The organism is Sulfitobacter noctilucicola (assembly GCF_000622385.1).
Lineage (GTDB): Bacteria > Pseudomonadota > Alphaproteobacteria > Rhodobacterales > Rhodobacteraceae > Sulfitobacter > Sulfitobacter noctilucicola.
Genome location: NZ_JASD01000008.1, coordinates 389900 through 415759, shown reverse-complemented (window position 1 = coordinate 415759; position 25860 = coordinate 389900). Strand labels below are relative to the sequence as shown.

The 25860-nt window shown below is 56.6% G+C and carries 31 protein-coding genes; 22 read left to right on the top strand and 9 right to left on the bottom strand.

The window, feature by feature from the left end; genetic code table 11:
• Positions 1–8 precede the first annotated feature (8 nt).
• Genes Z946_RS0105625 through Z946_RS0105600 form a run of 6 tightly spaced genes read left to right on the top strand, consistent with a single transcriptional unit; the run spans position 9 to position 4679 of the window.
• A complete protein-coding gene (locus Z946_RS0105625; protein WP_174416549.1) occupies positions 9–1733 on the top strand; it encodes a sensor histidine kinase in 1725 nt (574 codons plus the stop codon).
• A 15-nt stretch (positions 1734–1748) separates the two neighbouring features.
• Positions 1749–2177 carry an HPr kinase/phosphorylase gene (locus tag Z946_RS0105620; RefSeq protein WP_221228632.1) on the top strand — a complete coding sequence of 143 codons (429 nt, stop codon included), beginning with the start codon at positions 1749–1751 and terminating at the stop codon, positions 2175–2177.
• Positions 2174–3091 carry an RNase adapter RapZ gene (gene rapZ / locus Z946_RS0105615; RefSeq protein WP_025054749.1) on the top strand — a complete coding sequence of 306 codons (918 nt, stop codon included), beginning with the start codon at positions 2174–2176 and terminating at the stop codon, positions 3089–3091. The genes Z946_RS0105620 and rapZ overlap by 4 nt, the downstream gene beginning before the upstream one ends.
• Positions 3088–3480, top strand: a complete 393-nt coding sequence (locus tag Z946_RS0105610; RefSeq protein ID WP_025054748.1) for a PTS sugar transporter subunit IIA — start codon at positions 3088–3090, stop codon at positions 3478–3480. The genes rapZ and Z946_RS0105610 overlap by 4 nt, the downstream gene beginning before the upstream one ends.
• 12 nt (positions 3481–3492) lie before the next feature.
• Positions 3493–3762, top strand: coding sequence for an HPr family phosphocarrier protein (locus tag Z946_RS0105605; RefSeq protein ID WP_025054747.1), 270 nt, complete (start codon positions 3493–3495; stop codon positions 3760–3762).
• A gap of 53 nt (positions 3763–3815) precedes the next feature.
• Positions 3816–4679: a lysophospholipid acyltransferase family protein gene (locus Z946_RS0105600; protein ID WP_025054746.1), complete on the top strand. Its 864-nt coding sequence runs from the start codon at positions 3816–3818 to the stop codon at positions 4677–4679.
• Positions 4680–4748: 69 nt separating this feature from the next.
• On the opposite strand, the gene Z946_RS0105595 is transcribed toward Z946_RS0105600, so the two are convergent.
• Positions 4749–5624, bottom strand: coding sequence for a 3-hydroxybutyryl-CoA dehydrogenase (locus Z946_RS0105595; RefSeq protein ID WP_025054745.1), 876 nt, complete (start codon positions 5622–5624; stop codon positions 4749–4751).
• Between the two features lie 158 nt (positions 5625–5782).
• Here Z946_RS0105595 and Z946_RS0105590 point away from each other — a divergent pair, with 158 nt between their 5' ends.
• On the top strand, positions 5783–6616 hold the full coding sequence (locus Z946_RS0105590; RefSeq protein ID WP_025054744.1) for a DUF6473 family protein: 834 nt from the start codon (positions 5783–5785) through the stop codon (positions 6614–6616).
• Positions 6617–6728: 112 nt separating this feature from the next.
• Here the strand turns inward: Z946_RS0105590 and Z946_RS0105585 are convergent, their stop codons facing one another.
• From Z946_RS0105585 to Z946_RS0105560, 6 genes are all read right to left on the bottom strand, one after another.
• On the bottom strand, positions 6729–7655 hold the full coding sequence (locus Z946_RS0105585; protein ID WP_025054743.1) for an electron transfer flavoprotein subunit alpha/FixB family protein: 927 nt from the start codon (positions 7653–7655) through the stop codon (positions 6729–6731).
• On the bottom strand, positions 7656–8414 hold the full coding sequence (locus tag Z946_RS0105580; RefSeq protein WP_025054742.1) for an electron transfer flavoprotein subunit beta/FixA family protein: 759 nt from the start codon (positions 8412–8414) through the stop codon (positions 7656–7658).
• Between the two features lie 220 nt (positions 8415–8634).
• Positions 8635–9207 (bottom strand): cob(I)yrinic acid a,c-diamide adenosyltransferase, encoded by a 573-nt coding sequence (locus tag Z946_RS0105575; RefSeq protein WP_025054741.1) that lies wholly within the window; start codon positions 9205–9207, stop codon positions 8635–8637.
• Positions 9207–9413 carry a twin transmembrane helix small protein gene (locus tag Z946_RS0105570; RefSeq protein ID WP_025054740.1) on the bottom strand — a complete coding sequence of 69 codons (207 nt, stop codon included), beginning with the start codon at positions 9411–9413 and terminating at the stop codon, positions 9207–9209. The genes Z946_RS0105575 and Z946_RS0105570 overlap by 1 nt, the downstream gene beginning before the upstream one ends.
• 59 nt (positions 9414–9472) lie before the next feature.
• Positions 9473–10312 carry an SDR family oxidoreductase gene (locus tag Z946_RS0105565; protein WP_025054739.1) on the bottom strand — a complete coding sequence of 280 codons (840 nt, stop codon included), beginning with the start codon at positions 10310–10312 and terminating at the stop codon, positions 9473–9475.
• A gap of 76 nt (positions 10313–10388) precedes the next feature.
• Positions 10389–10985, bottom strand: a complete 597-nt coding sequence (locus Z946_RS0105560; protein ID WP_025054738.1) for an SH3 domain-containing protein — start codon at positions 10983–10985, stop codon at positions 10389–10391.
• Positions 10986–11180: 195 nt separating this feature from the next.
• Between Z946_RS0105560 and Z946_RS0105555 the strand changes: the two genes are divergently transcribed.
• From Z946_RS0105555 to tuf, 5 genes are all read left to right on the top strand, one after another.
• On the top strand, positions 11181–13484 hold the full coding sequence (locus Z946_RS0105555; RefSeq protein ID WP_025054737.1) for a DNA topoisomerase IV subunit A: 2304 nt from the start codon (positions 11181–11183) through the stop codon (positions 13482–13484).
• Between the two features lie 102 nt (positions 13485–13586).
• Positions 13587–14852: a DUF898 family protein gene (locus Z946_RS0105550; protein WP_025054736.1), complete on the top strand. Its 1266-nt coding sequence runs from the start codon at positions 13587–13589 to the stop codon at positions 14850–14852.
• Complete coding sequence (locus Z946_RS0105545) at positions 14849–15955, top strand: M48 family metallopeptidase (RefSeq protein WP_025054735.1); 1107 nt, start codon at positions 14849–14851, stop codon at positions 15953–15955. Before Z946_RS0105550 ends, Z946_RS0105545 begins: the two co-directional genes overlap by 4 nt.
• 99 nt (positions 15956–16054) lie before the next feature.
• Positions 16055–16621, top strand: coding sequence for a hypothetical protein (locus tag Z946_RS20455; protein WP_241461302.1), 567 nt, complete (start codon positions 16055–16057; stop codon positions 16619–16621).
• A gap of 119 nt (positions 16622–16740) precedes the next feature.
• Entirely contained in the window at positions 16741–17916 is a 1176-nt protein-coding gene (tuf, locus tag Z946_RS0105535) for an elongation factor Tu (protein ID WP_025054734.1), read from the top strand.
• 165 nt (positions 17917–18081) lie between these two features.
• Here the strand turns inward: tuf and Z946_RS0105530 are convergent, their stop codons facing one another.
• Positions 18082–18516 (bottom strand): winged helix DNA-binding protein, encoded by a 435-nt coding sequence (locus tag Z946_RS0105530; RefSeq protein WP_081780866.1) that lies wholly within the window; start codon positions 18514–18516, stop codon positions 18082–18084.
• A gap of 218 nt (positions 18517–18734) precedes the next feature.
• Here Z946_RS0105530 and Z946_RS0105525 point away from each other — a divergent pair, with 218 nt between their 5' ends.
• From Z946_RS0105525 to Z946_RS0105500, 6 genes are all read left to right on the top strand, one after another.
• Positions 18735–19823 (top strand): LLM class flavin-dependent oxidoreductase, encoded by a 1089-nt coding sequence (locus Z946_RS0105525; protein ID WP_025054732.1) that lies wholly within the window; start codon positions 18735–18737, stop codon positions 19821–19823.
• Positions 19824–20315 (top strand): flavin reductase family protein, encoded by a 492-nt coding sequence (locus tag Z946_RS0105520; protein WP_025054731.1) that lies wholly within the window; start codon positions 19824–19826, stop codon positions 20313–20315.
• Positions 20316–20514: 199 nt separating this feature from the next.
• A complete protein-coding gene (gene rpsJ, locus Z946_RS0105515) occupies positions 20515–20832 on the top strand; it encodes a 30S ribosomal protein S10 (RefSeq protein ID WP_011567658.1) in 318 nt (105 codons plus the stop codon).
• 19 nt (positions 20833–20851) lie between these two features.
• A complete protein-coding gene (gene rplC / locus Z946_RS0105510) occupies positions 20852–21724 on the top strand; it encodes a 50S ribosomal protein L3 (RefSeq protein ID WP_037969074.1) in 873 nt (290 codons plus the stop codon).
• Entirely contained in the window at positions 21721–22338 is a 618-nt protein-coding gene (gene rplD / locus Z946_RS0105505; RefSeq protein WP_025054729.1) for a 50S ribosomal protein L4, read from the top strand. Before rplC ends, rplD begins: the two co-directional genes overlap by 4 nt.
• Positions 22335–22631: a 50S ribosomal protein L23 gene (locus Z946_RS0105500; RefSeq protein WP_025050502.1), complete on the top strand. Its 297-nt coding sequence runs from the start codon at positions 22335–22337 to the stop codon at positions 22629–22631. The genes rplD and Z946_RS0105500 overlap by 4 nt, the downstream gene beginning before the upstream one ends.
• 226 nt (positions 22632–22857) lie before the next feature.
• On the opposite strand, the gene Z946_RS0105495 is transcribed toward Z946_RS0105500, so the two are convergent.
• Positions 22858–23049, bottom strand: coding sequence for a hypothetical protein (locus Z946_RS0105495; RefSeq protein ID WP_025054728.1), 192 nt, complete (start codon positions 23047–23049; stop codon positions 22858–22860).
• Positions 23050–23633: 584 nt separating this feature from the next.
• On the opposite strand from Z946_RS0105495, the gene rplB reads away from it, so the two are divergent.
• The 4 genes from rplB to rpsC are packed head-to-tail and all read left to right on the top strand — an operon-like array spanning position 23634 to position 25849.
• Entirely contained in the window at positions 23634–24476 is an 843-nt protein-coding gene (rplB, locus tag Z946_RS0105490; protein ID WP_025054727.1) for a 50S ribosomal protein L2, read from the top strand.
• Between the two features lie 3 nt (positions 24477–24479).
• Positions 24480–24758 (top strand): 30S ribosomal protein S19, encoded by a 279-nt coding sequence (gene rpsS / locus Z946_RS0105485; protein WP_025054726.1) that lies wholly within the window; start codon positions 24480–24482, stop codon positions 24756–24758.
• 3 nt (positions 24759–24761) lie between these two features.
• Positions 24762–25142 (top strand): 50S ribosomal protein L22, encoded by a 381-nt coding sequence (gene rplV / locus Z946_RS0105480; protein WP_025054725.1) that lies wholly within the window; start codon positions 24762–24764, stop codon positions 25140–25142.
• Complete coding sequence (gene rpsC, locus Z946_RS0105475; protein WP_025054724.1) at positions 25142–25849, top strand: 30S ribosomal protein S3; 708 nt, start codon at positions 25142–25144, stop codon at positions 25847–25849. The genes rplV and rpsC overlap by 1 nt, the downstream gene beginning before the upstream one ends.
• Positions 25850–25860 lie beyond the last annotated feature (11 nt).

Genomic DNA, 25860 nt, shown 5'->3' with positions numbered 1-25860 from the left:
CGAGCCTCATGGCGATTGCCGAAAGGAATTTTGTGCGTGATCTGAGCACGCCTTCGCGGGACGGTGATGTTGTTCTGGGCGACGATTGGGTCGCGCCGGACAATGCCGGGCCGGATGAATTGCGGGTCCGCCGTGAACGGCGGGGCCTCTTTTCCCTGCGCGGGTCGCCTCTCACCCGCAAGATCATCACCTTCAATCTGATCGCTCTGAATATCCTTGTAGCGGGCATTCTCTATTTGAACTCTTCACGGGATTCCCTTGCCGTGCAGCGCGCTGCCGCGTTGGTGTCCGAGGCTGAACTGATCGCGGATGTGATTGAGGCGAAGCTGCCAGAAGGAGATGCGGTCAGCCTCGCTGATGCGGACGCGATTGATGTGGCGGCGACGCTGGCGGCGATTGATTTGCGCAGCGGCATTGACGTTTTTGTGTATGACCCGACAGAGACCCTGATCGCCAAAACCCAAGGCAAACTAAAGCTGAACCCCGCAGGCGAACCTGTGGAAGAGAGTGGTAAAACCATTCTGACGGATGGGCTGAACTGGCTTTGGGATAAGGTCGCGTCAGTGTTCAGCTCAGGCAAGGCCAATGACCGGCTTCCAATCGAAGAACAATTCAAGCCCCTTGTCGCAGGCAGCCTAGAGAGCGGGACTTGGATTGAAAACACGCTTGATGGTGATGGCGGCACGCTTTTCACTGTCCTTACCCCGATCTCGCACAATGGTGACGCCGTCGGTGTCGTGGCCATTGCTTCTGTTGCGGGTGAAATTGACAGGCTGGTACGTGGAGAGCGTGAACGCGTCCTGCAGATGTTTGTCATTGCGACATTGGTGTCCATCGGACTGAGCCTTGTGCTCGCCTCGACCATTGCCAATCCGCTTGCAGATCTGGCTGCTGCCGCAGAATTGGGTCGCGACAAAGATGCCCGTAAAATGAATCCTGGCCGCATTCGTATTCCTGACCTGACGGCCAGACCGGACGAAATCGGGCGGTTGTCAGGTGCTTTGCGCGGCATGGTGTCGGCGCTCTACAACCGGATCGATGGCAACGAACAATTCGCGGCCGACGTCGCGCATGAAATCAAGAACCCGCTTGCGTCATTGCGGTCTGCCGTTGGCACCTTGCGCATGATTAAACGCGAGGACCAACGCGAGAAACTGCTGGACGTTATCGACCACGATGTGCGCCGTCTGGACCGGTTGGTTAGCGATATCTCCAATGCATCACGGCTTGATTCCGAATTGGTCAAAGAAGAAGAGGAAGAATTCGATCTTCTGCACATGGTCGGCAATCTGGGCCAGTATCTTGGCGAAGACGCCAAAACCAAAGGGATCGACTTCATCACCGATCTGCCGGAGGACCCGATTTTTGTGCATGGGCTAGAGGCCCGGCTGGCACAGGTGTTTGTTAACCTTATCACCAACGCGATCTCGTTCTGTGAGGACGGTGATGCGATCCGCGTCTGGGCACGCAAACGCGAAAACCGCGTGCTGGTTGTTGTTGAGGACACCGGTCCCGGTATTCCCGAACAGGCACTTTCGAAAATCTTCAAACGCTTCTATTCGCAACGGCCTGACGAACACTTCGGCAACAATTCCGGTCTTGGGCTGGCGATTTCGAAACAGATTGTGGAGGCGCATGGCGGTGTGATCTGGGCGGAAAATATTCGCCCCACCGAAGCTGACATCACTTCTGATCCTCTCGGCGCACGCTTTGTTGTTGGGCTGCCGACCTGACGGTTGGTTGGGATCTTGTCCTCTGACCCGATCATTCACGCCACCTGTGTCAATGTGGACGGTCGCGGGGCGTTGATTTTCGGCCGATCTGGACGCGGCAAATCGGCACTTGCCCTACAGCTGATTGCGCTGGGTGGCACGCTTGTATCCGATGACCGCACTGCCCTGCATATCGCGCAGGGGGAAGTGATGGCAGACGCGCCTGCGACGATTGCCGGACTGATTGAGGCGCGTGGCGTGGGATTGCTGCGCGTTCCCACAGCGGGCCCGACACCGGTCAGACTGGTGATCGATCTGGACCGGAAAGAAACTGCGCGTCTACCCGAAAGCCATAGCTTTACCGTCTTGGGGGTAGAGATCCCTTGCCTTTGGAACGTTGCACAGCCATATTTTGCCTCGGCCATCTTGCTTTGGCTCAAAGCAGGAATACCTCCCGAACGATGACTGATGTATCATTCTCCGCTGGTTCCGATCTGCCTGTAAACAGGCGGCGCTGTGTTCTTGTGACGGGACCTTCCGGTGCCGGACGTTCAACAGCGTTGAATGTGCTAGAAGACGCCGGCTTCGAAACCATCGACAATTTGCCCATGAATATGCTTATGGGCCTGATCGAAGACAGCACACAAACGCGCCCCCTCGCGCTTGGCATTGATGCGCGCACGCGGGGGTTTTCGACAAATGCCGTTCTTGATCTGATGAGCCGTCTTTCAGGTCGGTCCGAGCTGAGCGTTGATTTATTGTACCTTGATTGTGCGCCGGACGTATTGTTGCAAAGGTTTTCCGAGACGCGCAGACGGCATCCTTTGTCGGATGGGGGGCCGCCTATTGCCGGTATAGAACGTGAGGAAGGGCTGCTGCGCCCGCTGCGCTCGCGGGCCGATGTCCTGATTGAGACAACACACCTCAACATCCATCAGTTGCGTACCGAGGTGGAGCAGTGGTTTGCCCCCGACGGAAAGCGCCTGCTGAACGTGTCTGTTCAGTCTTTTTCATACAAACGCGGCTTGCCCCGCTCCGTCGATATGGTGTTTGACTGTCGTTTCTTGCGCAATCCGCATTGGGAACCATCCCTGCGCGATGCCGACGGACGCGACAGCGCAGTTGCGGCATATGTGAAGGAAGACCCGCTGTTTGCGTCCTTCGCCGAGCAGGTTTTTGATTTGAGCGCGCTTTTGCTGCCCGCTTTCCGTGAAGAGGGGAAATCCAATATCTCGATCGCCTTCGGTTGCACCGGGGGCAAGCACCGCTCTGTGGCTTTGGCAGAACAGCATGCATTGCGCCTTGCACAACAGGGATGGCAGGTGTCAATAAGGCACCGCGAACTGGATCGCCAACTTGAAGGGCATGGCACGCTGTGATCGGAATTGTGATAGTGGCACATGGCGGTTTGGCGCAGGAATATCTTGCGGCAATAGAACATGTTGTTGGTGCGCAGACCGGCGTGCAGGCTATTTCCATACAGGCAGACCACGACCGCGCTGAAAAGCAGGACGAAATCTGTGATGCCGCAGACAGTGTCGATCAGGGCTCGGGTGTTATCATCGTAACGGACCTCTTTGGCGGCTCGCCATCGAACCTCTCGTTGCGGGCCTGCCAACCTGAGGATCGCCGCATCATCTACGGGGCGAATCTGCCCATGCTCATCAAACTTGCCAAATCCCGTCAGCTCGATCTTCCGGATGCGGTGCGCGCGGCGCTGGCAGCAGGCAAGAAATACATCGACAGCCAGAATGTCAGTGTCAGTTAAAGGCTATCGAACATGACCCAGATTTCCCTTAAAATTGTAAATGAGAAGGGCCTGCATGCGCGGGCGTCTGCGAAACTTGTCGAAGTGGTCGAAGCTTTTGACGCGCGCGCAGAGGTCAGCAAGGATGGCATGTCTGCATCAGGCGACAGCATCATGGGGCTTTTGATGTTGGCAGCAGCGCGGGGAAGCACTATTGACGTTGTCACTTCTGGCACAGACGCCGATGCACTGGCGGATGCGCTCACGGCGCTTGTCGCCGACAAATTTGGCGAAGGCTATTAACGCCTGCAAGCGAACCTGAAAAGGGGAACGTCTTGGTTGATGACGTACATTCCATGACCGGACCGGACGCTGGCAACAAAACCGATGACGCGCCGGTGAAGTATGACCGCGCCAGTCTGTCATATGCCTCGACGTTCGAGGATCCGTGGAAATCCCGGGTTATCAGCCTCATTGAATTGCTAACGGGCAAGCTCACAATCCTGCGTCTGGTGCGCAAGTTTGAACGTGCAGGTGCACCCACAGGGCAGGCGTTCTGGCGCGGTGCGCTGGACACCATGGGCATCGACCTGACAACGCCGAAGCACCAGCTTGACCGGATCCCAAAGGAAGGGCCGGTTGTAGTGGTCGCCAATCACCCTCACGGAATGGTTGATGGCATGATTTTTGCAGATCTGATTGGCCGCGTTCGCCCTGACTACCGCATTCTGACACGTTCGCTGCTCACCTCTATTGATGAGGTCGCGGGCAGTTTTATGATTCCCGTGCCGTTTCCGCATGATCCCGATGCGCAACGCAAGGGGGTGGAGATGCGCGCGAAGGCTATGCAGCACCTCAAGGATGGTGGCGTTGTGGCGCTGTTCCCGTCCGGCGTTGTTGCAACATCTGAAACCTGGTGGGGGCCTGCGATTGAAGCGGAGTGGAACGTTTTCACCGCCAAGATGATCCGCCGTTCCGGCGCTACAGTTGTTCCGATGAAATTTCCGGGCCAGAACAGCCGCGCCTACCAGATTGCCAACAAGCTTAGTCCGATGTTGCGACAGGGCCTGCTGCTGCACGAGATCGTCCACAGCTGCAATGCGCCGCAAGGGCCAATTGTCGGGCATCCGATTGATCCGGCAAAGATTGAGGCACGCACAGAAGATCCGCGCGGTTTTATGGCGTGGCTTCGTGCGCATACTCTGGCGCTAAAAGACTGATCATTTGGCTCTCTTAGCCAATAAACTCGCGCGCAACTTCCTCACAAACAGGCAGCCAGCGCTGGTGTCTTACCGCGTCGGCACAGGCACATCACCACGATAGTCATAAAATCCGCGCTGTGTTTTACGTCCCAACCACCCTGCTTCGACATATTTGGTCAACAAGGGGCAAGGCCGGTACTTTGTATCCGCCAGCCCGTCGTGCAGGACGTTCATGATCGCCAGACAGGTGTCCAGCCCGATGAAATCAGCAAGCTCAAGCGGACCCATGGGGTGGTTCGCCCCCAGCTTCATCGAGCTGTCGATGGATTGAACGTTCCCTACGCCTTCATAAAGCGTGTAAACGGCCTCGTTTATCATCGGCATCAAGATACGGTTCACGATGAAGGCGGGAAAGTCCTCGGCCGATGCTGCAGTCTTGCCCAGCTTGTCGACCACTGCCTTGCACGCGCTGAATGTTTCTTCATTCGTGGCAATGCCCCTGATCAGTTCAACCAGCTGCATGACCGGCACAGGGTTCATAAAGTGGAAACCCATGAACCGTTCGGGCCGGTCTGTCCGGCTGGCCAGACGGGTGATCGAGATGGACGAGGTGTTGGACGTCAGGATCGTCTCGGGCTTGATATGCGGCAGCAAGTCTTCAAAGATCGCCTGTTTAACGGTCTCGCGCTCTGTCGCGGCCTCGATGATCAAATCGCTTGGGCCAAGATCGGTCAGGGTCGTGGTGGTGGCAATGCGCCCCATCGCAGCAGTCATGTCTGCTTCGGAAATTTTCCCGCGTCCGACCTGACGGGCCATGTTGCCCTCAACAAGCGCCACCGCCGCTTTCAACGCCTCTTCGCTGATATCTGTCAGCATCACATCGTATCCGGCCAATGCCATGACATGGGCAATCCCGTTGCCCATCTGTCCCGCGCCAACAATGCCGATTGTCTGGATATCCATGAAGCGTCCCCTCCTAGGTTGATTGCACAATAGGGGCGGCGAGGGGGGCACTGCAAGAGCCGGTGTTCAAACGAATTTGCAGCAAAATCAGCATTTAACAGAATCGCAAGCCGCACCCGCCTATGTCTGTTTCGGGTGAGTAAACAAAGGTGGGTGAAATGACCTATGATGCATTGGGGCTGGGGCCCCTCGACTATCTGCCGTGCCGCTATGGTACATCGAAACTGTTGTTCAGAGGGCCGAGGCGGGATTTGACGCAGCCCTATCTGGCGTTCATCGGCACGACCGAGACATATGGCAAATTCATCGAAACGCCGTTTCCGGCATTGGTGGAGAATACTATCGGCACCAACTGCGCAAACTTCGGTCAGCAAAACGCGGGCATAGATGCCTTTTCGTCCGATCCTTTTGTGATGGAAGCAGCCTCTGCAGCGCAGATCACTGTTGTTCAGGTGATGGGCGCACAGAACATGACCAATCGTTTTTATGCAGTACATCCGCGCCGGAACGACCGGTTTGTCACGACCTCAACTTTGCTGCGCACCATATTCCGCGAGGTTGATTTTGCGGACTTCCACTTCAACAAACACATGCTGAGCTGCCTCAAGAAAGTATCGCCTGAGCGGTTTGCAGCAGTCCAACAAGAGTTGCAGGATGCATGGGTCGCGCGGATGCGACTGATGCTGAAGCGAATCAGCGGTAAATCCATCGTGCTTTGGCTGTCCGATCACGCGCCCGAAGATGAGGGGAACGTGGAGAAAGACGACATCGGTCGCGATCCGCTCTTTGTCACGCGTGACATGATGGATGAAATCGCGCCTTACACCACCGCAGTGGTCGAGGTTGTCGCCTCAACCGAAGCGCTCGCGCAGGGCACCGAGCAGATGCTCTATGACGAGATGGATATCATGGCTGCGTCACAAATGCTGGGGCCAATGGCTCACAAGGAAGCCGCCGAAGCGCTGGTGGATGCCATAGATCTGCTGCGTTGAAGCAGCACGGAATGTACGCTCGGGATAAACCCTGCATACCATGGAAAAAGGCCCGTCGATCAAGACGGGCCTTTTCAGATTTTCGCAATGCATTAAATGCCGGCGTGAAATGTCAGAGCTTTTCCGTCAGTTCAGGCACGGCCTCAAAGAGGTCCGCAACCAGACCGTAGTCAGCCACCTGAAAGATCGGCGCTTCTTCATCTTTGTTGATGGCGACAATGATCTTGCTGTCTTTCATACCGGCAAGGTGCTGGATCGCACCGGAAATGCCGACCGCGACGTAAAGATCCGGGGCAACAACTTTACCCGTTTGGCCAACCTGCCAGTCGTTCGGCGCGTAACCGGAATCAACCGCCGCACGTGATGCGCCAACTGCGGCACCCAGCTTGTCAGCAAGTTTTTCGATCATGGCGAAGTCTTCTTCGGAGCCGACGCCGCGACCACCGGAAACAACCACACCTGCTGATGTGAGTTCCGGACGATCAGACGCCGCAACTTTGTCTTCAACCCATGAGGACAGACCGGGATCAGCCGCCGCACCGATTGTTTCAACAGAAGCTGAGCCGCCAGTGCCCGCCGCGTCAAAGGATGCACCCCGGAAGGTGATAACCTTTTTCGCGTCAGAAGACTTTACTGTCTGGATCGCGTTGCCCGCGTAAATAGGACGCTCGAACGTATATGCATCCACCACGCCCGAAGCGTCAGAGATGATCATCACATCCAACAGGGCCGCAACGCGAGGCATTACGTTCTTGGCGTCCGTCGTGGCCGGAGCAACGATATGGTCATAGTCACCGGCAAGTGAAACGATCAGCGCAGCTGTCGATTCCGCAAGGCGATGTCCAAGAGACGCATCCTCGGCAACCAGTACCTTTGATACACCATCAATCTTTGACGCCGCTTCGCCCGCCGCCGCAGCAGAGCCGCCAGCCGCGAGGATCGTAACATCGCCAAGCGCTTTCGCCGCAGTCACGGCCTTGGCCGTTGCGTCCATCGCGAGTTCGCCATCGGTTACTTCTGCAAGGAGTAGAACAGCCATTTACACAGCCCCCGCTTCTTTGAGTTTCTCGACCAGTTCATCAACCGATGCGACTTTGATGCCCGCTGCACGCTCTGCAGGCTCAACCGTTTTCACGATTTCGAGACGGTTAGCGACTTCAACGCCGTAATCTGCCGGTGTCTTTTCATCCAAAGGCTTTTTCTTGGCCTTCATGATGTTGGGCAGGGACGCATAGCGTGGTTCGTTCAGGCGCAGGTCAACAGTGATGACCGTTGGCATGCTGACTTCGATGGTCTGCAAACCACCGTCGACTTCGCGTGTGACTTTGGCTTTGTCGCCTTCGATCGCAACTTCGGATGCGAATGTCGCCTGTGACCAACCCATCAGCGCTGACAGCATCTGACCGGTGGCGTTCATGTCGTTGTCGATGGCCTGCTTGCCGGTCAGAACCAGACCGGGCTGTTCTTCGTCTACAATCCCTTTCAGGATTTTCGCAACGGTCAGCGGCTCGATATCATTGTGCACATCGTCTGATGCGACAACCAGAATGGCGCGGTCTGCACCCATCGCAAGGGCTGTGCGCAATGTCTCTTGCGCCTGCTTGACGCCGATGGAGACGACGACAATTTCGTCCGCCTGACCGGCTTCTTTCAGACGGATCGCCTGTTCGACGGAAATTTCGTCAAACGGGTTCATCGACATTTTTACGTTGGCAAGATCAACTCCCGATCCGTCCGCTTTGACGCGTACTTTCACGTTATAGTCGATCACGCGTTTGACAGGTACAAGCACCTTCATGAGCGTCTCTCTCCTTGGTTGCGACTCACCCGCTAAGGTCAGTCCGTTCATGTCTCTGCGGTCGGTTTATCGAAAGGCCGCCGTGCGAAACAGGTCAAAATCGTCATTTACGGCACTAAGGACGCCGCGTTTCCGTGGTGTTAGCGCCCCCATCCAGCAACGTAAGCTTCGGGTTTCTTTATTCTGGGCTCCCAAAGCTGTTGATTTTACGGCTGAACGTTCAACGGTTAGCGCCTGGCACCCACAACACATCATCCTTACCGCCGTTGTTCGAAACGCGCGCGGCAACAAAAAACCAGTCACTTAAACGGTTCAGGTATTTCACCGCCGCTTCGTTCACATCTTCTTCGCCGGCAAGCAACACCGCCAGACGTTCGGCGCGGCGGGCGACTGTGCGGCAGACGTGCAGCTGTGCCGCCAGTTTGGTGCCACCGGGCAAGATGAAACTGCGCAACGGCTCAAGCGCTGCGTTCATCACGTCAATCTCGGCTTCCAGCCTGTCCACCTGTGCGGCGGCCATCCGAAGGGGCGGGTACTCGGCATCTTTGTCAGCGGCCATATCGGGGCGGCATAGATCCGCGCCCAGATCAAACAGATCGTTCTGTATACGGGAAAGGGCTGCATCGGTTTCGCCTTCCGCTTCAAGCCGCGCGATCCCGACAAAGCAGTTCAACTCGTCAACGGTGCCATATGCCTCGACCCGCGCATCGTATTTCGCCACACGGGACCCGTTGCCCAGCGCCGTAGTCCCGGCATCACCGGTGCGTGTGTAAATCTTGTTGAGTACGACCATCAGTTTGCTCCTCCGCGAAGCCAGACAAACAGCAGGATGAGCAGGACCGCCACAAACTGCGCAACGATGCGGTATCGCATTAGTCTGTTGGAATGTTTCTTGTTGAAGGCACCGCCACTGGCAAATCCGCCCATTCCCAACATCAGGATAACGGCAACGGCCAGCACAGCGATCAGAACGATGATGAATAGCGGATCGTCAAACATAAGGATTCCTTGTCATTGACGCTGAGATGTAGCGGGGATGGCCTTATCCGCAAGGGCTATCAGCGGCTCACCACCCAATCAAGCGCCCGCGTCGGTAGGATACGGCGCAGTATTCCTGAAATATAGGTCGGGGTTGTGACGTAATACCGCGGTTTCGGGCGCGGGTGCGTGACAGCATGCAACAGCTTTGCAACCACTGCTTCGGGCGGCAGTTCAAACCGGTCCGGACCGCTGGACGCATAAAGACGTTTCAACAATTTGTCGCGGTACTGGGCAGCGCGGGCAGAGTTTTCCCAGTCCACCCAATGCTCAAAATGCGGAATCGAATTTGCCCTGATCTTCGAGGTGACAGGCCCCGGTTCAATCAGGCTGATCGAAATGCCGGTGTCGCGCATTTCAATCCTGAGCGTATCGGTCAGCCCTTCAAGCGCAAACTTTGACGCGATATACGCCCCGCGCCAGGGCAGAGTGACCAGACCCAACACTGATGAACACTGAACAATCCGACCGTGCCCCTGTGCGCGCATGACCGGCAAAACAGCCCGTGTCAGTGTGTGCCAGCCGAAAAAGTTCACCTCGAAAATGCTGCGCAATGCGTCCGTCGGTAAATCCTCAACTGCGCCGGGCAGGGCAAAAGCCCCGTTGTTGAAAAGTGCATCGAGCGTGCCGCCGGTTTCGGCCAAAACTTCCGCCAGGGCCGCCTTGATGCTCTGCTCGTCCGCGTAGTCGAGTTGCGGCGCGTTGAATCCTTCGGCCTCAAGTCTCGCGCAATCCTCTGCTTTTCGGCATGCCGCAAAAACCCGCCAGCCTTCTGCGCGCATGCCATGCGCGGCGGCATATCCGATCCCGCTGGAACAGCCTGTGATCAGGATGGATTTTTGCGCGGGTGTGTTGGACATGAGAAAGGCCTCCGGTCAAGGGAGGCCTTTCATCGCGTGCACTGCATATATTTGCAACCGCCTGAGCGGCTTGGGATTATCCGTTGGTCAGCAGGAAGTCTGCCATCCAGCCGCCGGTGTCCCCGTCAAGGGTTTCAAAACGTACCCAGCCGTTGCCGTCATCCTGCACGATTTTAACCTCGTCGCCCCGTACAAGGCGGCTGACGATGCCGAAATCCGTGCCGGGCCCGCCACGAACATTCACGCGGTTGCCGGATACGGTCCGGATATCGTTCAGGCCCGCCCCGTTCGCGGCGGCAGTTGTTGTCACGCCGTCGTTCGGATCAATCAGGCTGGGGATGATCGCTGGTGTGTCAGCGGACGATGTCACGTTTCCAACGTTCTTCGGAACGGTCACTGTCTTCTGCTGCGGCGTAGTCTCAAGTGATGTGAGGTTCAGCGAAACGCGGGTTACTTCGGCTGGTGCCGGCGCAAGCGGAGGATCAGTGTCGATAAATGCTTTGTCAGCTTGCGCGACAACAGCGGCAGTCGGGGGAGCTTTAGCGGCTTTCTCTGCGGCTTCGGCTTCAAGCCGTGCAGTCCGGACGGCGGTCGCGTCAAATTCATTGCCGCCGCTCATTTCATAAAACGCCCAGCCCATAAAGCCGAAAGAAAGCATAATAAAACGTACCATCACATCGCCCCGTAAATCTACTAATCGGAAGTCTAGCACAAAACCTGCGCTCTGTGATGCACTACGGTAATCTTTGCTTAACTTTGAGGGGAAAACCGGATTTATGGTCCCCGCGTGTCCTTCATGCCGCAATACGTGCAGTTGCATTCAACCTACCGCTTGCTGCTGTCGAATGGCGCGGATAGAAAACACGTCATGTCAGATTTGACCGATCCTCCCGAGGCTGATCCACGCAATGTCTCCGAACCGCTGCGCCTTGCGTTGGGCGAGCGGTATTTGACCTATGCGTTGTCCACAATCATGCACCGCGCCTTGCCGGATGCCCGCGACGGGCTAAAGCCTGTGCACCGCCGCATCTTGTATGCGATGCGCGAATTGAGACTGGCGTCGAACGGCGGTTTCAGAAAGTCGGCAAAGATTTCCGGCGACGTGATGGGCAACTATCACCCGCACGGGGACGCCGCGATCTATGATGCGATGGCGCGGCTCGCGCAGGATTTCAACGTGCGCTACCCGTTGGTCGACGGGCAGGGCAACTTTGGCAACATCGACGGCGATAACCCTGCCGCCTCGCGCTATACCGAAGCACGGATGACGGCAGTCGCCGAGGCGATGCTGGAAGGTCTGACAGAAAACGCTGTCGATTTCCGCGAGAACTATGACGGCACGCTGACCGAACCTGCGGTTTTGCCCGCTCAGTTCCCCAATCTGCTCGCCAATGGATCAAGCGGTATTGCGGTGGGGATGGCGACGAACATTCCGCCGCACAACATTGCGGAACTTTGCGACGCCTGTATCCATATGATCAAGGTGCCGGATTGCCGGGATGACACTCTGCTGAACTTCGTGCCGGGGCCTGATTTCCCCACCGGCGGCATCATTGTGGAGCCGCCAGAGAACATCGCCACCGCTTATCGCACCGGTAAGGGCGGGTTCCGCCTGCGTTGCCGTTGGGAAGTTGAGGACTTGGGGCGTGGCCAATGGCAAATCGTCATCACCGAGATTCCCTATCAGGTGCAAAAGGGCAAGTTGATCGAAAAGATCGCCGAGGCGATCCAGACCAAGAAGATACCGATTCTCGCTGATGTCCGCGACGAATCAGCCGAAGACATCCGCATGGTGCTTGAGCCGCGGTCCAAGAACGTCGATCCCGAAGTGCTTATGGGCATGATGTACCGGCACTCCGATCTCGAAGTTCGCTTTTCGCTGAACATGAATGTGTTGATCGACGGTGTGACACCCAAGGTCTGCTCGATGAAGGAAGTGCTGCGTGCCTTCCTTGATTTCAGGCGCGAAGTCTTGCAGCGGCGTTCGGCACACCGGATGGAAAAGATCGATCACCGTCTTGAGGTGCTCGAAGGTTTCATTATTGCGTTTCTCAACCTCGACCGTGTGATCGATATTATCCGTTATGACGATGATCCCAAGGCCGCCCTGATGCGCGAAGACTGGGGCAAGACCCATGTCCGCGCGATGGACGAAGCGGATTATGTCACCCCGCCACCGGGCGATGGTGAGCTGTCGGACGTTCAGGTCGATGCCATTTTGAACATGCGCCTGCGGTCCCTGCGGCGACTGGAAGAGCTTGAACTGCTGCGCGAGCAATCTGCGCTGATGGAAGAGCGCGCGGGCCTTGAGGATTTGCTGGAAAGCGAAAGCCTCCAGTGGGATGCGATTACAGACCAGCTGCGGGCGACGAAGAAGCAGTTTGGCAAAGACTACGAAGGGGGCGCACGGCGTAGCACCTTTGCCGAAGCCGGCGAAATCGAGGATGTGCCGCTTGAGGCGATGATCGACCGCGAGCCGATCACGGTTGTTTGTTCGCAAATGGGCTGGATCAGGGCGATGACAGGTCACATCGATCTGGCGCGTGAGCTGAAATTCAAAGACGGCGACGGGCCCGCGCATATCTTCCACGCAGAGACCACGGACCGCTTGCTGGTCTTTGGCTCGAACGGGCGCTTCTATACGCTTTCGGCGTCTAACCTGCCCGGTGGGCGGGGCATGGGGGAGCCGCTTCGCCTCATGGTCGATTTGCCGAACGAGGCACAGATCGTCGCGCTGTTTATCCACCAACCTGATCGCAAGCTATTGGTCGCCTCCAGCGCGGGGGACGGATTCGTCGTGCCCGAGGCCGAAGTCGTGGCCCAGACGAAAAGCGGCAAGCAGGTGTTGAACGTACGCGGCGACACCCGGGCGCTGGTGTGCAAACCGGTCGCTGGCGATAGCGTGGCAACGGTGGGCGAGAATCGCAAAGTGCTGGTGTTCGCGCTCGACGAACTGCCAGAGATGTCGAAGGGCAAAGGCGTGCGTCTGCAAAAATACAAAGACGGCGGGTTGTCTGACGCCACAACCTTCCTGCGTGACGAAGGGCTGTCGTGGCTTGATCCGGCGGGACGCACCCGTACAGAGACAGAGTTGGCCGAATGGACGGGCAAGCGGGCCGGGGCCGGCAGAATGGCACCGCGCGGTTTTCCCCGTGACAATTCTTTCACCTGATGCCGTGATAGGGTCATGACCGAGACGACAAATCTTAACGGCCCATGGCGAACTGTTCCCCATCCGCTGGATGTCCCCATGGGGACGGAGCCGGAAAACGGGATCAGCGTTACATTTACCGGAAAACGCGGAGCTCTCTTCTGGCTCGCGCTCAAGACCGGATTCTTCACAATCTTAACACTTGGCTTTTACCGCTTCTGGATGAAAACCCGCCTGCGGCGGTGGTATTGGTCCGCCATGCGGCCCGGCGGACATCCGTTGGAATATGTGGGTGATCCGTTGGAAAAGCTTCTGGGCTTTTTTATCGCGGTGGTCATCCTGACCTTCTACATCGGCATCGTGAACCTGTTGCTAATGTTCGTCAGCTTCTCTGTCTTCAATTCTTCCGTTCTGGGCTATGTGCTCAGTTTCGCGGGGGTCATTCCCATTTGGTTTTATGCCCGCTACCGCGCGAGGCGGTACGTGCTGGCCCGCACCCGTTGGCGTGGCGTGCGCTTTGGTCTTGAGAAAGGCGCGTGGGGCTATGCACTGCGGGCGCTTTGGTACTGGTTCGTGACGATTGTGACGCTTGGCATTCTCTGGCCGCGCATGACGTTTTTGCTGGAGAAATACAAAACGGATCGGACGTTCTACGGCTCCGCACGGCTTTTGCAGGGTGGAAACTGGCAGATGCTGTACCGCGCCACTATTCCGCTTGTCCTGAGCCTGCTTTTACTTGCAGGTGCTGCGCTCTGGACGTTCTGGTGGGATCCGGTACTTGCCGATCTGAGCGATAGCAGCCTGATCTTTCCGGCGATTGAGGATCTTTTCGAAGGAGGCAGTCTTGCGACGGCATGGCACGATCCCGAGCGTTTATTACTGTTCCCGCTTGCGTTGTCAGGCATGGTTTTCGGCGCGATCTACTACCGTTGGGTGTCCAAGCGGATCATGGCTAATCACAAAATCGGTCCGGGCATACAGTTCGCTTCCGCGCTAAGTGGTGCGCGCGTGACCTTCATCTATGTGCTCGGTAATTTCATCGCCTATACCATGCTGGTGTTGGGGGTGCTGGCCCTTGTTCTGCTGGCGATATTGATGTTCGCTGGACCTGACAGTCTGGCATCGAACAATTATCTTGGTATGGACGTATTGCAGGACATGCCAAGCTGGCTTTCGTTTGTTTTGCTGGCGATCCTGTATCTGACATTCTTCCTGATGTGGGGCGTGCTTTATAATACTTTCGTTACATTTCCGCTGATGCGTCATATGGCGCGAACAACCAGTCTGCCGTTAATCGCAGGTCTGCCGCTGATTAGCCAACGCACGCGGGATGAATTCGCCGAAGCAGAGGGCTTTGCCGAAGCGCTCGATTTGGGGGCTGCGATATGAGTATCGGGTTTGACGGCTTCGGTGCCGCCTATTTCGATGGTGACAGCCCGGAACCGGAAGAAGTGTCGCTGCATATCGCCGCCGGCATGCTGCAGATCGGGCTTGACCACGGAGAGACATTGCGATGGCCGGTCGAAGAGGTCCGCAAACTCCCGGATATGGCGGGAAAGAACGGCTATGTCCTGCGCCGCACAACTGATCCGGTCGCCCGACTTTTCGCCACGGATCAGAGCCTGTTGGCGCATCTGCCCAATCTTTCGAAACCGGCACCACCCAAAGGGCGTGGGCGGTTGATCGCCTGGGCGGTCGCGGCTGTGGCTGCTGTTGGATTGCAGATTTTCGTGCTGGTGCCGTTGCTTGCAGACAATCTTGCAGGGTTCATCCCGCCAGAGGGCGAGCGCGCGCTGGGCGAGGCGACCTTTGGCCAAATCAGAAATGCGTTGGATGAGACGGGTCTGAACCCGCTCGCCGTGTGCGAGGCTGACGAAGGTGCCGCCGCTCTGAAGCGGTTGGTCATACGTCTGGGCACCGATGTCGACTTTGGCGATCAGGTCACCGTGTCCGTTCTGGACCACGAGATGGTCAATGCATTTGCGCTGCCCGGCGGCTTCGTTGTGCTGTTCCGCGGGCTTATTGAAGCCGCTGAAGGCCCTGACGAGGTAGCCGCGGTGCTCGCCCACGAGATCGGGCACGTGGTCAGCAGTGACCCGACACGCCATGCGCTGCGCTCGGCGGGCTCCATCGGCGTTCTGGGACTTTTGTTTGGCGATTTTGCCGGTGGTGCGGCAGTGTTGTTCCTGACCGAACGGCTAATTTCTGCCCAGTACTCTCAAGCGGCTGAAACAGGCGCTGATGCTTTTGCGCACGACGTGCTGGCCAAGGCAGGGGTAAACCCCGGCGCGCTGGGCGATATGTTTGCGAATATGCGCAAGAAATACGGCGACAGCGATGGCGTTGTAGCGCATTTCCTCAGCCACCCGTCGTTGGGGGAGCGCATTACGGCGGCGCAGGCGGTCGTGCAGGAAGATGCCGGATATACGCCATCGATGAGTGATAGCGACTGGCAGGCCTTACAGAGAATCTGTGAAAAGACGGCCCAGTGAAGGGTAGCCACCTGCCAAGCCCGGCCTGCTGCGTAGATTGCACATTTGCCGTTACTGGGGTATCGCGCAAGTTGTGCCGGGACGAATAAAGGATTGAATGTGCTACGCCAGAGTTTGATTTTGATCGGTCTTCTTGTGCTTACTGCCTGCAACGGTGCCCGCGATCTGGCCGATGCGCCGGTGCCGTTGGGCGATTTCAATCTGGTCCATAACATCGCGGTTGCTCCCAAAGCCGTCAAAGGCCCGCTCAGCCGCGAAGTCAGCGAAGAGGTGCTGGTCAAAGCGCTGACAGATGCCACAGAAGAACGGTTTGGTCGCTATTCCGGTACACGCGACTATCACTTCGGGATGAGCATCGAAGGTTATGTGCTGGCGCAGCCCGGTATTCCGCTGGTATTTTCGCCCAAATCCATCCTGATCATCAACGTAACGGTCTGGGATGACGCCAAAAACAAAAAGCTCACCCCCAAGCCGCATCAGATCACGGTGCTGGAATCGCTGGATCAGGGGCCTGTTGTCGGATCGGGATATACCAAGTCCGCCGAAGAGCAGCTTAAGAACCTCGCGCAGAATGCTGCCAAGCAGCTTGAGAACTATCTGGTGCAGCAAAATAAGGAAAATGGCTGGTTCGATGGCACAGCTGACGCTGCCGTGGCTGCGGAATAGTCATCCTTTCGCGCGATACATCAACTCGCGCTTGATTTTCATCCCGCAGTCCAATACATCGCCCGCCATATAAGGATCGGGCCGATTGTGGCCCCTCAGTCAAAAAGGGCGCTACTACCATGGCAAAGGAAAAGTTTGAACGTAATAAGCCGCACGTGAACATCGGCACAATCGGCCACGTTGACCACGGCAAGACGACACTGACAGCAGCGATCACCAAGTACTTCGGTGACTTCAAAGCGTACGACCAGATCGACGGCGCGCCCGAAGAAAAAGCACGCGGTATCACGATCTCCACAGCGCACGTTGAGTACGAGACAGAGACACGCCACTACGCGCACGTCGACTGCCCGGGTCACGCGGACTATGTTAAGAACATGATCACCGGTGCCGCGCAGATGGACGGCGCGATCCTGGTTGTGAACGCGGCCGACGGCCCGATGCCACAGACACGCGAGCACATCCTGCTCGGCCGTCAGGTTGGCATCCCGTACATGGTTGTTTACATGAACAAAGTGGATCAGGTTGACGACGAAGAGCTGCTGGAACTGGTGGAAATGGAAATCCGCGAGCTTCTGTCCTCTTACGAGTACCCTGGCGACGACATCCCTGTCATTCCTGGTTCCGCTCTGGCAGCCATGGAAGGCCGTGACAACGAGATCGGCGAAGACTCCATCAAAAAGCTGATGGCAGCTGTTGACGAATACATCCCGACACCTGCACGTGCGGTTGACCAGCCGTTCCTGATGCCTGTGGAAGACGTATTCTCGATCTCCGGTCGTGGTACAGTTGTGACAGGCCGTGTCGAGCGTGGCGTGATCAACGTTGGCGACGAAATCGAGATCGTTGGTATCCGCGACACCAAGAAGACGACCTGCACAGGCGTTGAAATGTTCCGCAAGCTGCTGGACCGTGGTGAAGCGGGCGACAACATCGGCGCATTGCTGCGTGGTGTGGACCGTGAAGGTGTTGAGCGTGGCCAGGTTCTTTGTAAGCCCGGTTCCGTGAACCCGCACACAAAGTTCGAAGCCGAAGCCTATATCCTGACCAAGGAAGAGGGTGGCCGTCACACGCCGTTCTTTGCGAACTACCGTCCACAGTTCTACTTCCGGACAACAGACGTCACCGGTACTGTTCAGCTGCCAGAAGGCACTGAAATGGTTATGCCTGGCGACAACCTGAAGTTCGACGTCGAGCTGATTGCGCCGATCGCGATGGAGCAGGGCCTGCGTTTCGCGATCCGCGAAGGCGGCCGCACCGTTGGCGCGGGCGTGGTTTCCAAGATCACTGAATAAGCAACAACACATCGGCGTTGTTGCCGGTGCGACGCCTTGTGGCAGTGTCTTTTCCCCTTGAGGAAAAGATCACGAGAGCAAGGTGTCGGCTCGGTTGCTCAAGAAATACAAAAGGCCGCTCCACACCGGGGCGGCCTTTTACGTTTGCGCATAACGCGCAGCTTGTCACCGCCGGTGCGTCGCCGCCACGCGCGATACCTCTTCATAAATGCCGGAGAGCATGTTCAAGGTTCGAACAGCCTCTTGAAACCTTTCAGCAAACTCGGGCAAATTCTTGATCTCTTTGATCAGTAATGCACGCCTTAACGCGCTGTAGTCATCGGTAACCTTCCGCCCTTCCGCCGTGGCTTCGTAGGTTACACCGCCCCGCCCCGATCCCATTTTGCAGACGAGGCCAGCACCCACCAGTTTACGGATCGCATATTGGATGTTTGGGACATCATCGCGATTGGTCAGGCGTGCCAGTTCCTTGATCGATTTTGGTCGGTCATTCATTCGAATGATATGCAGCAGCGCATTCTCTGGACCGCTTGCTGCAAGCTCGGAAACAGAGGCAAGGCATTCTGACTGCCATCTACCGAACCCTTCGAAGGTGCGCATGAGGGCAAATTCAAGTTCTGTGAAAGCGACCTCAACGGGGTCGCCAGCCAGATGCCACTCGAAGTTCACCGGATTGGATCGATTGTTTTCGCTTTCGGACAATGGGTTACCTCCTGCGGCCTATTGATCCCCATCAAAAGTATTGACGCAACCGAATTTTAGAATCTAACTTTAAATTAATATTCTATCTTAAAATTATATTTGGAAAGGAACACGCCATGACGAACCTCATGAAGAAAAAATCAGGCTTCAAGCTCGGGACATTCTCATCCAACTGTTCATCAGGCATGACAGTGACCAAATCGCCTGACCGTTGGGTCAACAGCTGGGACAATAATCTCAAGCTGGGACAGATGCTGGATGATGCCGGTATCGACTTTATGCTGCCGATTGCCAGATGGATTGGCTACGGCGGCGAAACGGATTTTCACGGGGGTGTGCTGGAGACCGTGACGTGGGCCACGGCGCTACTGGCATCAACCAAAAATATTTCCGTCTTTGCCACAATCCACACGGCTGCGAACAATCCGGTTGTGGTGGCCAAGCAGATTGCGACGATGGATCAGATCGGGAATGGAAGATCCGGCCTCAATATCGTGGCTGGCTGGAACAAGCCCGAATACGAAGCGCTTGGTCTGACCCTGCCAGATGATCATGAGACCCGGTACGGTTACGCGCAGGAATGGTTCGATGTCGTCGAGAACCTCTGGACGTCTGATGAGTATTTCGACTGGGACGGCAAGTACTTCAACCTCAAGCATGTCGCCGGTGATCCGAAGCCCGTAGATGGCAGACCTCCGATTCTGAATGCAGCGGGGTCCGAAACGGGGCGGGCGTTTGCCACGGACAATGCGGATTACCTTTTCACCCCTGCTATTGATCTGACGCGCTCTGTTGAGGAGATCAAAGAGCTACAAGACTTGGCGAGCTCCAAAGGCCGCGATGTCGGTGTTTTAACCTTCAGCCATGTGATCTGTCGAGAGACCGAAGAAGAAGCAACGGCGCTGAGGGACCGTTTGATGGGCGATCTGGCGGATTGGGATGCTGTCGACAATCTTGTTAACCTTCAATTCGCCCATGCTCAAAGCTTTCCGCACGACCTGTTGGCGCAGATCAAGAACCTTTTTGCGATGGGGCACGGTGGTTTTCCGTTGGTGGGGACGCCACGACAAGTCGCTGACGGGATCATCACATTGCATAAAACCGGCTTTGCCGGAACGACACTTTCCTTTGTCGATTACGTCGAAGAGTTCCCGTTTTTCCGTGACAATGTACTGCCCCTTCTGGAAGAAGCCGGAATCAGATAAGTGCCCGAGATTTCACCAAAGTCCTTTACGAACGCTTTGCGGGCCTTGGTCGGGAATTGTTCGATCATCTCGGTTGGCTTGGGTAATGACAAGTCTGGGCTTGTCGTCACTTCCGCCATTTCACTAAGTGCGGAACCGCCGCTGCTTCTGGCCTGCGTCAACCGGAACGCGTCAAGTTGGCCGTTGCTCAAGAAGTACGGTTGCTTTGGGTGGTCGTCGCTGGGTGCCGGTCATCAAGATGTGGGAGAGAAGTTTGCGGGATTTGGCGGCGTCAAAGGGCCGGCGCGCTACGAAGGGGCTGAGTGGGAGACCTGCGTCACGGGGGCGTCATTGCTCAAGGGGGCACCATCCGCATTTGATTGCGAGGTGGATGAGATGATAGATCGCGGTACCCACTCCATCGTGATCGGACGGGTCAGGGCAATACGGGGGACGGCGCAGGCGGGTGCCCTCATCTATTGGAACGGGCAATTTCAGGAGCTACACAGTTAGATAAATCGACTGTTCCGGCACGGCTCGAAAATGTTGCTATTTCTCTTGCCACCCAAACAGACTCACCCTATACGCCACCTAACTCAGCGGGGTGCGCAAATAGCGCGCCCCGTTTGAGTTGACATAAGACGCGATGAGGGTGCCGGATGAGCCGATATCCTCCAATCCGTTGAAACCCCGACCCAAGGGGATGACACTTATGGCACAAAGCCAGAATATCCGCATCCGTCTCAAGGCGTTTGATTACCGCGTGCTGGATACTTCCACACAGGAAATCGTGAACACCGCGAAACGGACAGGCGCATCGGTCCGTGGACCGATCCCACTGCCCAACAAAATCGAAAAATTCACCGTTCTGCGTGGCCCCCACGTTGACAAGAAATCCCGTGACCAGTTCGAGATCCGCACGCACAAGCGCCTGCTGGATATCGTTGATCCGACTCCCCAGACCGTTGACGCGCTGATGAAGCTCGACCTCGCCGCTGGTGTGGACGTCGAGATCAAGCTGCAGTCATAATAGTCGGAGGGTAATTGTTATGTTGCGCTCAGGCGTTATTGCAAAAAAGTTGGGGATGACCCGACTGTTCATGGAAGACGGTAAGCAGATTCCTGTAACCGTTCTTCACCTCGATAACCTTCAGGTTGTTGCACAGCGTACAGTTGAGAAGGACGGCTATGTTGCTGTTCAGCTTGGCGCAGGTACAGCAAAAGCCAAGCGGACGTCTCAGGCGATGCGCGGGCACTTTGCAGCAGCAAAGGTTGAACCAAAGCGTAAGGTTGCAGAATTCCGCGTTGACGCGGATGCGATGCTGCCCGTTGGCGAAGAGATCATTGCGGACCACTATTTCGCAGGTCAGTACGTTGATGTTGCAGGCACATCGATCGGTAAAGGTTTTGCCGGTGCGATGAAGCGTCACAACTTTGGCGGTCTGCGTGCGACGCACGGTGTTTCCATCTCTCACCGTTCACACGGTTCTACAGGTCAGTGTCAGGATCCCGGTAAGGTTTTCAAAGGCAAGAAAATGGCCGGTCACATGGGCGCTGCCCGCGTGACGACGCAGAACCTCGAAGTTGTGAAAACAGATGCTGCACGTGGCCTGATCATGGTCAAAGGCGCTGTTCCAGGCTCCAAGGGCGGTTGGGTCACAGTTAAGGACGCGGTCAAAAAGCCGTTCCCCGACAATGCCATCGTTCCTGCAGCACTGGCATCTGCCGCACGCGAAGCCGCAAAAGCCGCTGAAGAAGCAGCCGCCGCAGCCGCCGCTGAGGCCGAAGCAGAAGCAGCACGCCTTGCAGAAGAGCAGGCAGCCGCAGAAGCAGAAGCGCTGAAAGCAGCCGAAGCCGAGATCGCAGAAGAGGGTGCAACACCTGAAGCTGGCGATGCAGACAAGAAAGAAGGTGACGCATGAAACTCGATGTCATCAAACTCGACGGCGGCAAGGCCGGTTCGGTAGACTTGGACGAGGCTCTGTTCGGCCTCGAGCCACGTGCCGACATCCTGCACCGCGTCGTGCGCTGGCAGCGTAACAACGCGCAGGCCGGCACACACAAGGTCAAGACACGGTCCGAAGTCGACTACTCCACCAAGAAGATCTATCGCCAGAAGGGCACCGGCGGCGCGCGCCACGGCGCACGTTCTGCTCCGATCTTCCGCGGGGGTGGTGTTTACAAGGGTCCCAAGGTGCGTAGCCACGGTCACGAGCTGACCAAGAAGTTCCGCAAGTTGGGTCTGCGTCATGCGCTGTCCGCCAAAGCAAAAGCCGGTGAGCTGGTCATTATTGAGGATGCAACATCCGAAGGTAAGACAGCCGCGTTGGCCAAGCAGATTTCCAACCTCGGTTGGAAGCGCGCGTTGGTAATCGACGGTGCTGCAGTGAACGAAAACTTCGCACAAGCCGCGCGTAACATTGAAGGTCTGGATATCCTGCCGACAATGGGCGCAAACGTATATGACATCCTCAAGCGTGACACTCTGGTGATCACAAAGGCGGGCGTCGAAGCATTGGAGGCCCGTTTGAAATGAGCGCCAAGCACAACCACTATGACGTGATCCGCAAGCCGATCATCACAGAAAAAGCGACCATGGCATCCGAAGCCAACGCGGTTGTTTTCGAAGTGGCGATGGAGAGCAACAAGCCAATGATCAAAGAAGCCGTCGAGGCGCTCTTCGGTGTTAAGGTGAAGGCCGTGAACACGACCATCACCAAAGGCAAGGTAAAGCGGTTCCGCGGCCAGTTGGGCAAGCGGAAAGACGTCAAAAAAGCCTACGTGACGCTCGAAGAGGGCAACACGATTGACGTATCTACCGGTCTCTGATCGGTCTGCGTAGAATTGAAAAGGCCCTGCCGGAAGCGGCGGGGCCTTTTTGCGTTTCAGATCCGTTGGTGAATGCCGCATGTGTGTCTGAGCGTCAGCACAGCCAGCACAAAAAAGACCGGCGCAACGAATTGCGCCGGTGAGTGAGGTAGGACGCAAAACGCTTGCGTCCGGGGTGTAGGCATCCATGCCGGTTGCACCATGGTCCTTGACCATTGGTGAGGCGTTAGCCCAATCCGGTCATCGTGCCGTACTTCTTGAACAACCGGTCTACCGTCATCTGTTCGGCAAAAGCAGTGGCAGAGCGAAAGGTCAGACGCGAAGGTCTTGTCCGGCTGGAGCGTCCCCTCTTGTTCAGTCGCCGTAACGCGGTGACGCGGGCCTTGCGTGCTTTCATCAGGAGCGATTGTTGTTTCATTTGTGGTCATCCTGGAGGTCGTTTCCTTGGGACCATTGATGCCAGACGGATCACACGCTGTCCTGCGCCCCTGCGGATAGCTATGAGAGCATCGGCAGTAGTGAGCTACCCGTTTGGGTATGGGGTGGGGGAGCGGATATAAGGGCCGTTGTTGCTTCAGCGCTTTCAACGGCGGTGGCCCAGATAGATCCGTGCATATTTGCGCGTAAATCCGAGAAAGATAGCTGACGACCTAGTAAGCGCGAAGGAAGCGGTTTCACCCGTTGAGCACCTGAAATCCGCAGGTGTGCTCAGCAGCGGTCAACTCGTATAGATCGGCGGAGCGCTGTCTTCTGGAATAAGGACTAGAACACTGGAGTATGCAGGGAAAAGACCAATCCTTGATCGCAAGGCCTAGTTCTACTTGACCCTCACCCGCATCCCCCCTAAACGACCCCATCGGCATGGCCCCAGATTCGTCTGGGGTTTTGTTATTGCTGCGCATGCAGCAGATAAATCGGGGACCTTCGGGGCCCTATAACCATCGGCAGACACCGGCCTTCAAAAGCCATCTCTGCCGCACAGCTAAACGGAAGACAGACAACATGGCACTCAAGTCGTACAAACCGACGACGCCGGGCCAGCGTGGGCTGGTACTGATCGACCGTTCGGAGCTTTGGAAAGGCCGCCCGGTCAAGGCCCTCACTCAGGGTTTGACCAAATCTGGCGGACGGAACAACACCGGACGGATCACAATGCGTCGTACAGGTGGTGGTGCAAAGCGCCTCTACCGTATCGTTGATTTCAAGCGCAACAAGCTGGACATGTCCGCTGTAGTCGCTCGGATCGAATATGACCCGAACCGGACAGCATTTATTGCCCTGATCCAGTACGAAGATGGCGAGCAGGCCTACATCCTTGCCCCTCAGCGTCTGGCAGTTGGCGACAAGGTGATTGCTTCGCAGAAGGCAGACATCAAGCCCGGTAACGCGATGCCTTTCTCAGGCATGCCTATCGGTACAATCATCCACAACATCGAGATGAAGCCCGGCAAGGGCGGTCAGATCGCACGTGCCGCCGGTACATACGCCCAGTTCGTTGGTCGTGACGGTGGCTATGCTCAGATCCGTCTGAGCAGCGGCGAACTGCGTCTGGTGCGTCAGGAATGCATGGCCACCGTTGGTGCCGTGTCCAACCCTGACAACTCCAACCAGAACTACGGTAAAGCGGGCCGCATGCGTCACAAGGGCATCCGTCCTTCTGTACGTGGTGTCGTTATGAACCCGATCGACCACCCGCACGGTGGTGGTGAAGGCCGTACATCCGGTGGTCGTCACCCGGTTACCCCATGGGGCAAGCCAACCAAGGGTGCCAAGACACGTAACAAGAACAAAGCGTCCAGCAGACTTATCGTCCGCTCACGGCACGCCAAGAAGAAGGGGCGTTAATTTATGTCTCGTTCAGTATGGAAAGGTCCTTTTGTTGACTCTTATGTCCTCAAGAAGGCCGAAGCGACACGTGAGAGCGGTCGGAATGAAGTGATCAAGATCTGGTCGCGCCGTTCCACGATCCTGCCTCAGTTTGTGGGTCTGACATTCGGTGTCTACAACGGCCGCAAGCACATCCCTGTAAACGTCAGCGAAGAAATGATCGGTCAGAAGTTTGGTGAGTATTCACCAACACGGACCTACTACGGTCATGCCGCCGACAAAAAAGCGAAGCGGAAATAAGCCATGAGCAAGGATAAGAATCCCCGCCGCGTGGCAGACAACGAAGCACGTGCAAAGCTGCGCATGCTGAAAACGTCGCCGCAGAAACTGAACCTCGTTGCTGGTCTGATCCGTGGCAAGAAAGTGGAGCGGGCATTGACCGACCTCACATTCTCCAAAAAGCGGATCGCGCAGGATGTGAAGAAATGTCTTCAGTCTGCAATCGCCAACGCCGAGAACAATCACAACTTGGACGTAGACGAGCTGATCGTGGCGGAAGCCTATGTCGGCAAGAACCTGACCATGAAGCGTGGACGTCCACGTGCGCGTGGCCGGTTCGGCAAGATCATGAAGCCTTTTGCCGAAGTCACAATCGTCGTGCGTCAAGTTGAGGAGCAAGCATAATGGGTAACAAAGTAAACCCGATCGGCATGCGTTTGCAGGTCAACCGTACCTGGGACAGCCGCTGGTATGCCGACACGAAGGACTACGGTGATCTTCTGCTTGAAGACCTCGCCATCCGCGCCTTCATCAAGAAAGAATGCGCGCAGGCCGGTATCGCCCGCGTCATCATCGAGCGTCCGCACAAGAAGTGCCGTGTGACAATCCACACAGCACGTCCAGGTGTGATCATCGGCAAGAAAGGTGCAGACATCGAAGGTCTGCGTCAGAAAATCGCCAAGATCACCAAATCCGATCTGCACCTCAACATTGTTGAAGTTCGCAAGCCGGAGCTGGATGCGGTACTGGTTGGCGAAAGCATCGCACAGCAGCTGGAACGCCGGGTCTCTTTCCGTCGCGCCATGAAGCGTGCGGTACAGAACGCTATGCGTATGGGTGCACTGGGCATCCGTTGTAACCTTGCCGGCCGTCTGGGCGGTGCAGAGATCGCGCGTACCGAATGGTACCGTGAGGGTCGCGTGCCCCTGCACACACTGCGTGCTGACATCGATTACGCCCACGTTGAAGCGGCGACTGCTTATGGCATCATCGGCATCAAGACGTGGATTTTCAAGGGCGAGATCATGGAACATGATCCGGCCGCGCGTGACCGCAAGGCACAGGAAATGCAAGACGGCCCAGCACCTCGCGGTGCCGGCGGTCGGCGCTAAGGAGGCCTGAA

Excerpts from the sequence above, each read along its gene's own strand:
- Z946_RS0105625 (WP_174416549.1), top strand. The coding sequence starts at position 9 with ATGGCGATTGCCGAAAGGAATTTTGTGCGTGATCTGAGCACGCCTTCG.
- rapZ (WP_025054749.1), top strand. The coding sequence starts at position 2,174 with ATGACTGATGTATCATTCTCCGCTGGTTCCGATCTGCCTGTAAACAGG.
- Z946_RS0105605 (WP_025054747.1), top strand. The coding sequence starts at position 3,493 with ATGACCCAGATTTCCCTTAAAATTGTAAATGAGAAGGGCCTGCATGCG.
- Z946_RS0105600 (WP_025054746.1), top strand. The coding sequence starts at position 3,816 with ATGACCGGACCGGACGCTGGCAACAAAACCGATGACGCGCCGGTGAAG.
- Z946_RS0105595 (WP_025054745.1), bottom strand. The coding sequence starts at position 5,624 with ATGGATATCCAGACAATCGGCATTGTTGGCGCGGGACAGATGGGCAAC.
- Z946_RS0105590 (WP_025054744.1), top strand. The coding sequence starts at position 5,783 with ATGACCTATGATGCATTGGGGCTGGGGCCCCTCGACTATCTGCCGTGC.
- Z946_RS0105585 (WP_025054743.1), bottom strand. The coding sequence starts at position 7,655 with ATGGCTGTTCTACTCCTTGCAGAAGTAACCGATGGCGAACTCGCGATG.
- Z946_RS0105580 (WP_025054742.1), bottom strand. The coding sequence starts at position 8,414 with ATGAAGGTGCTTGTACCTGTCAAACGCGTGATCGACTATAACGTGAAA.
- Z946_RS0105575 (WP_025054741.1), bottom strand. The coding sequence starts at position 9,207 with ATGGTCGTACTCAACAAGATTTACACACGCACCGGTGATGCCGGGACT.
- Z946_RS0105570 (WP_025054740.1), bottom strand. The coding sequence starts at position 9,413 with ATGTTTGACGATCCGCTATTCATCATCGTTCTGATCGCTGTGCTGGCC.
- Z946_RS0105565 (WP_025054739.1), bottom strand. The coding sequence starts at position 10,312 with ATGTCCAACACACCCGCGCAAAAATCCATCCTGATCACAGGCTGTTCC.
- Z946_RS0105560 (WP_025054738.1), bottom strand. The coding sequence starts at position 10,985 with ATGGTACGTTTTATTATGCTTTCTTTCGGCTTTATGGGCTGGGCGTTT.
- Z946_RS0105555 (WP_025054737.1), top strand. The coding sequence starts at position 11,181 with ATGTCAGATTTGACCGATCCTCCCGAGGCTGATCCACGCAATGTCTCC.
- Z946_RS0105545 (WP_025054735.1), top strand. The coding sequence starts at position 14,849 with ATGAGTATCGGGTTTGACGGCTTCGGTGCCGCCTATTTCGATGGTGAC.
- tuf (WP_025054734.1), top strand. The coding sequence starts at position 16,741 with ATGGCAAAGGAAAAGTTTGAACGTAATAAGCCGCACGTGAACATCGGC.
- Z946_RS0105530 (WP_081780866.1), bottom strand. The coding sequence starts at position 18,516 with ATGCGCACCTTCGAAGGGTTCGGTAGATGGCAGTCAGAATGCCTTGCC.
- Z946_RS0105525 (WP_025054732.1), top strand. The coding sequence starts at position 18,735 with ATGACGAACCTCATGAAGAAAAAATCAGGCTTCAAGCTCGGGACATTC.
- rpsJ (WP_011567658.1), top strand. The coding sequence starts at position 20,515 with ATGGCACAAAGCCAGAATATCCGCATCCGTCTCAAGGCGTTTGATTAC.
- rplC (WP_037969074.1), top strand. The coding sequence starts at position 20,852 with ATGTTGCGCTCAGGCGTTATTGCAAAAAAGTTGGGGATGACCCGACTG.
- rplD (WP_025054729.1), top strand. The coding sequence starts at position 21,721 with ATGAAACTCGATGTCATCAAACTCGACGGCGGCAAGGCCGGTTCGGTA.
- Z946_RS0105500 (WP_025050502.1), top strand. The coding sequence starts at position 22,335 with ATGAGCGCCAAGCACAACCACTATGACGTGATCCGCAAGCCGATCATC.
- Z946_RS0105495 (WP_025054728.1), bottom strand. The coding sequence starts at position 23,049 with ATGAAACAACAATCGCTCCTGATGAAAGCACGCAAGGCCCGCGTCACC.
- rplB (WP_025054727.1), top strand. The coding sequence starts at position 23,634 with ATGGCACTCAAGTCGTACAAACCGACGACGCCGGGCCAGCGTGGGCTG.
- rpsS (WP_025054726.1), top strand. The coding sequence starts at position 24,480 with ATGTCTCGTTCAGTATGGAAAGGTCCTTTTGTTGACTCTTATGTCCTC.
- rplV (WP_025054725.1), top strand. The coding sequence starts at position 24,762 with ATGAGCAAGGATAAGAATCCCCGCCGCGTGGCAGACAACGAAGCACGT.
- rpsC (WP_025054724.1), top strand. The coding sequence starts at position 25,142 with ATGGGTAACAAAGTAAACCCGATCGGCATGCGTTTGCAGGTCAACCGT.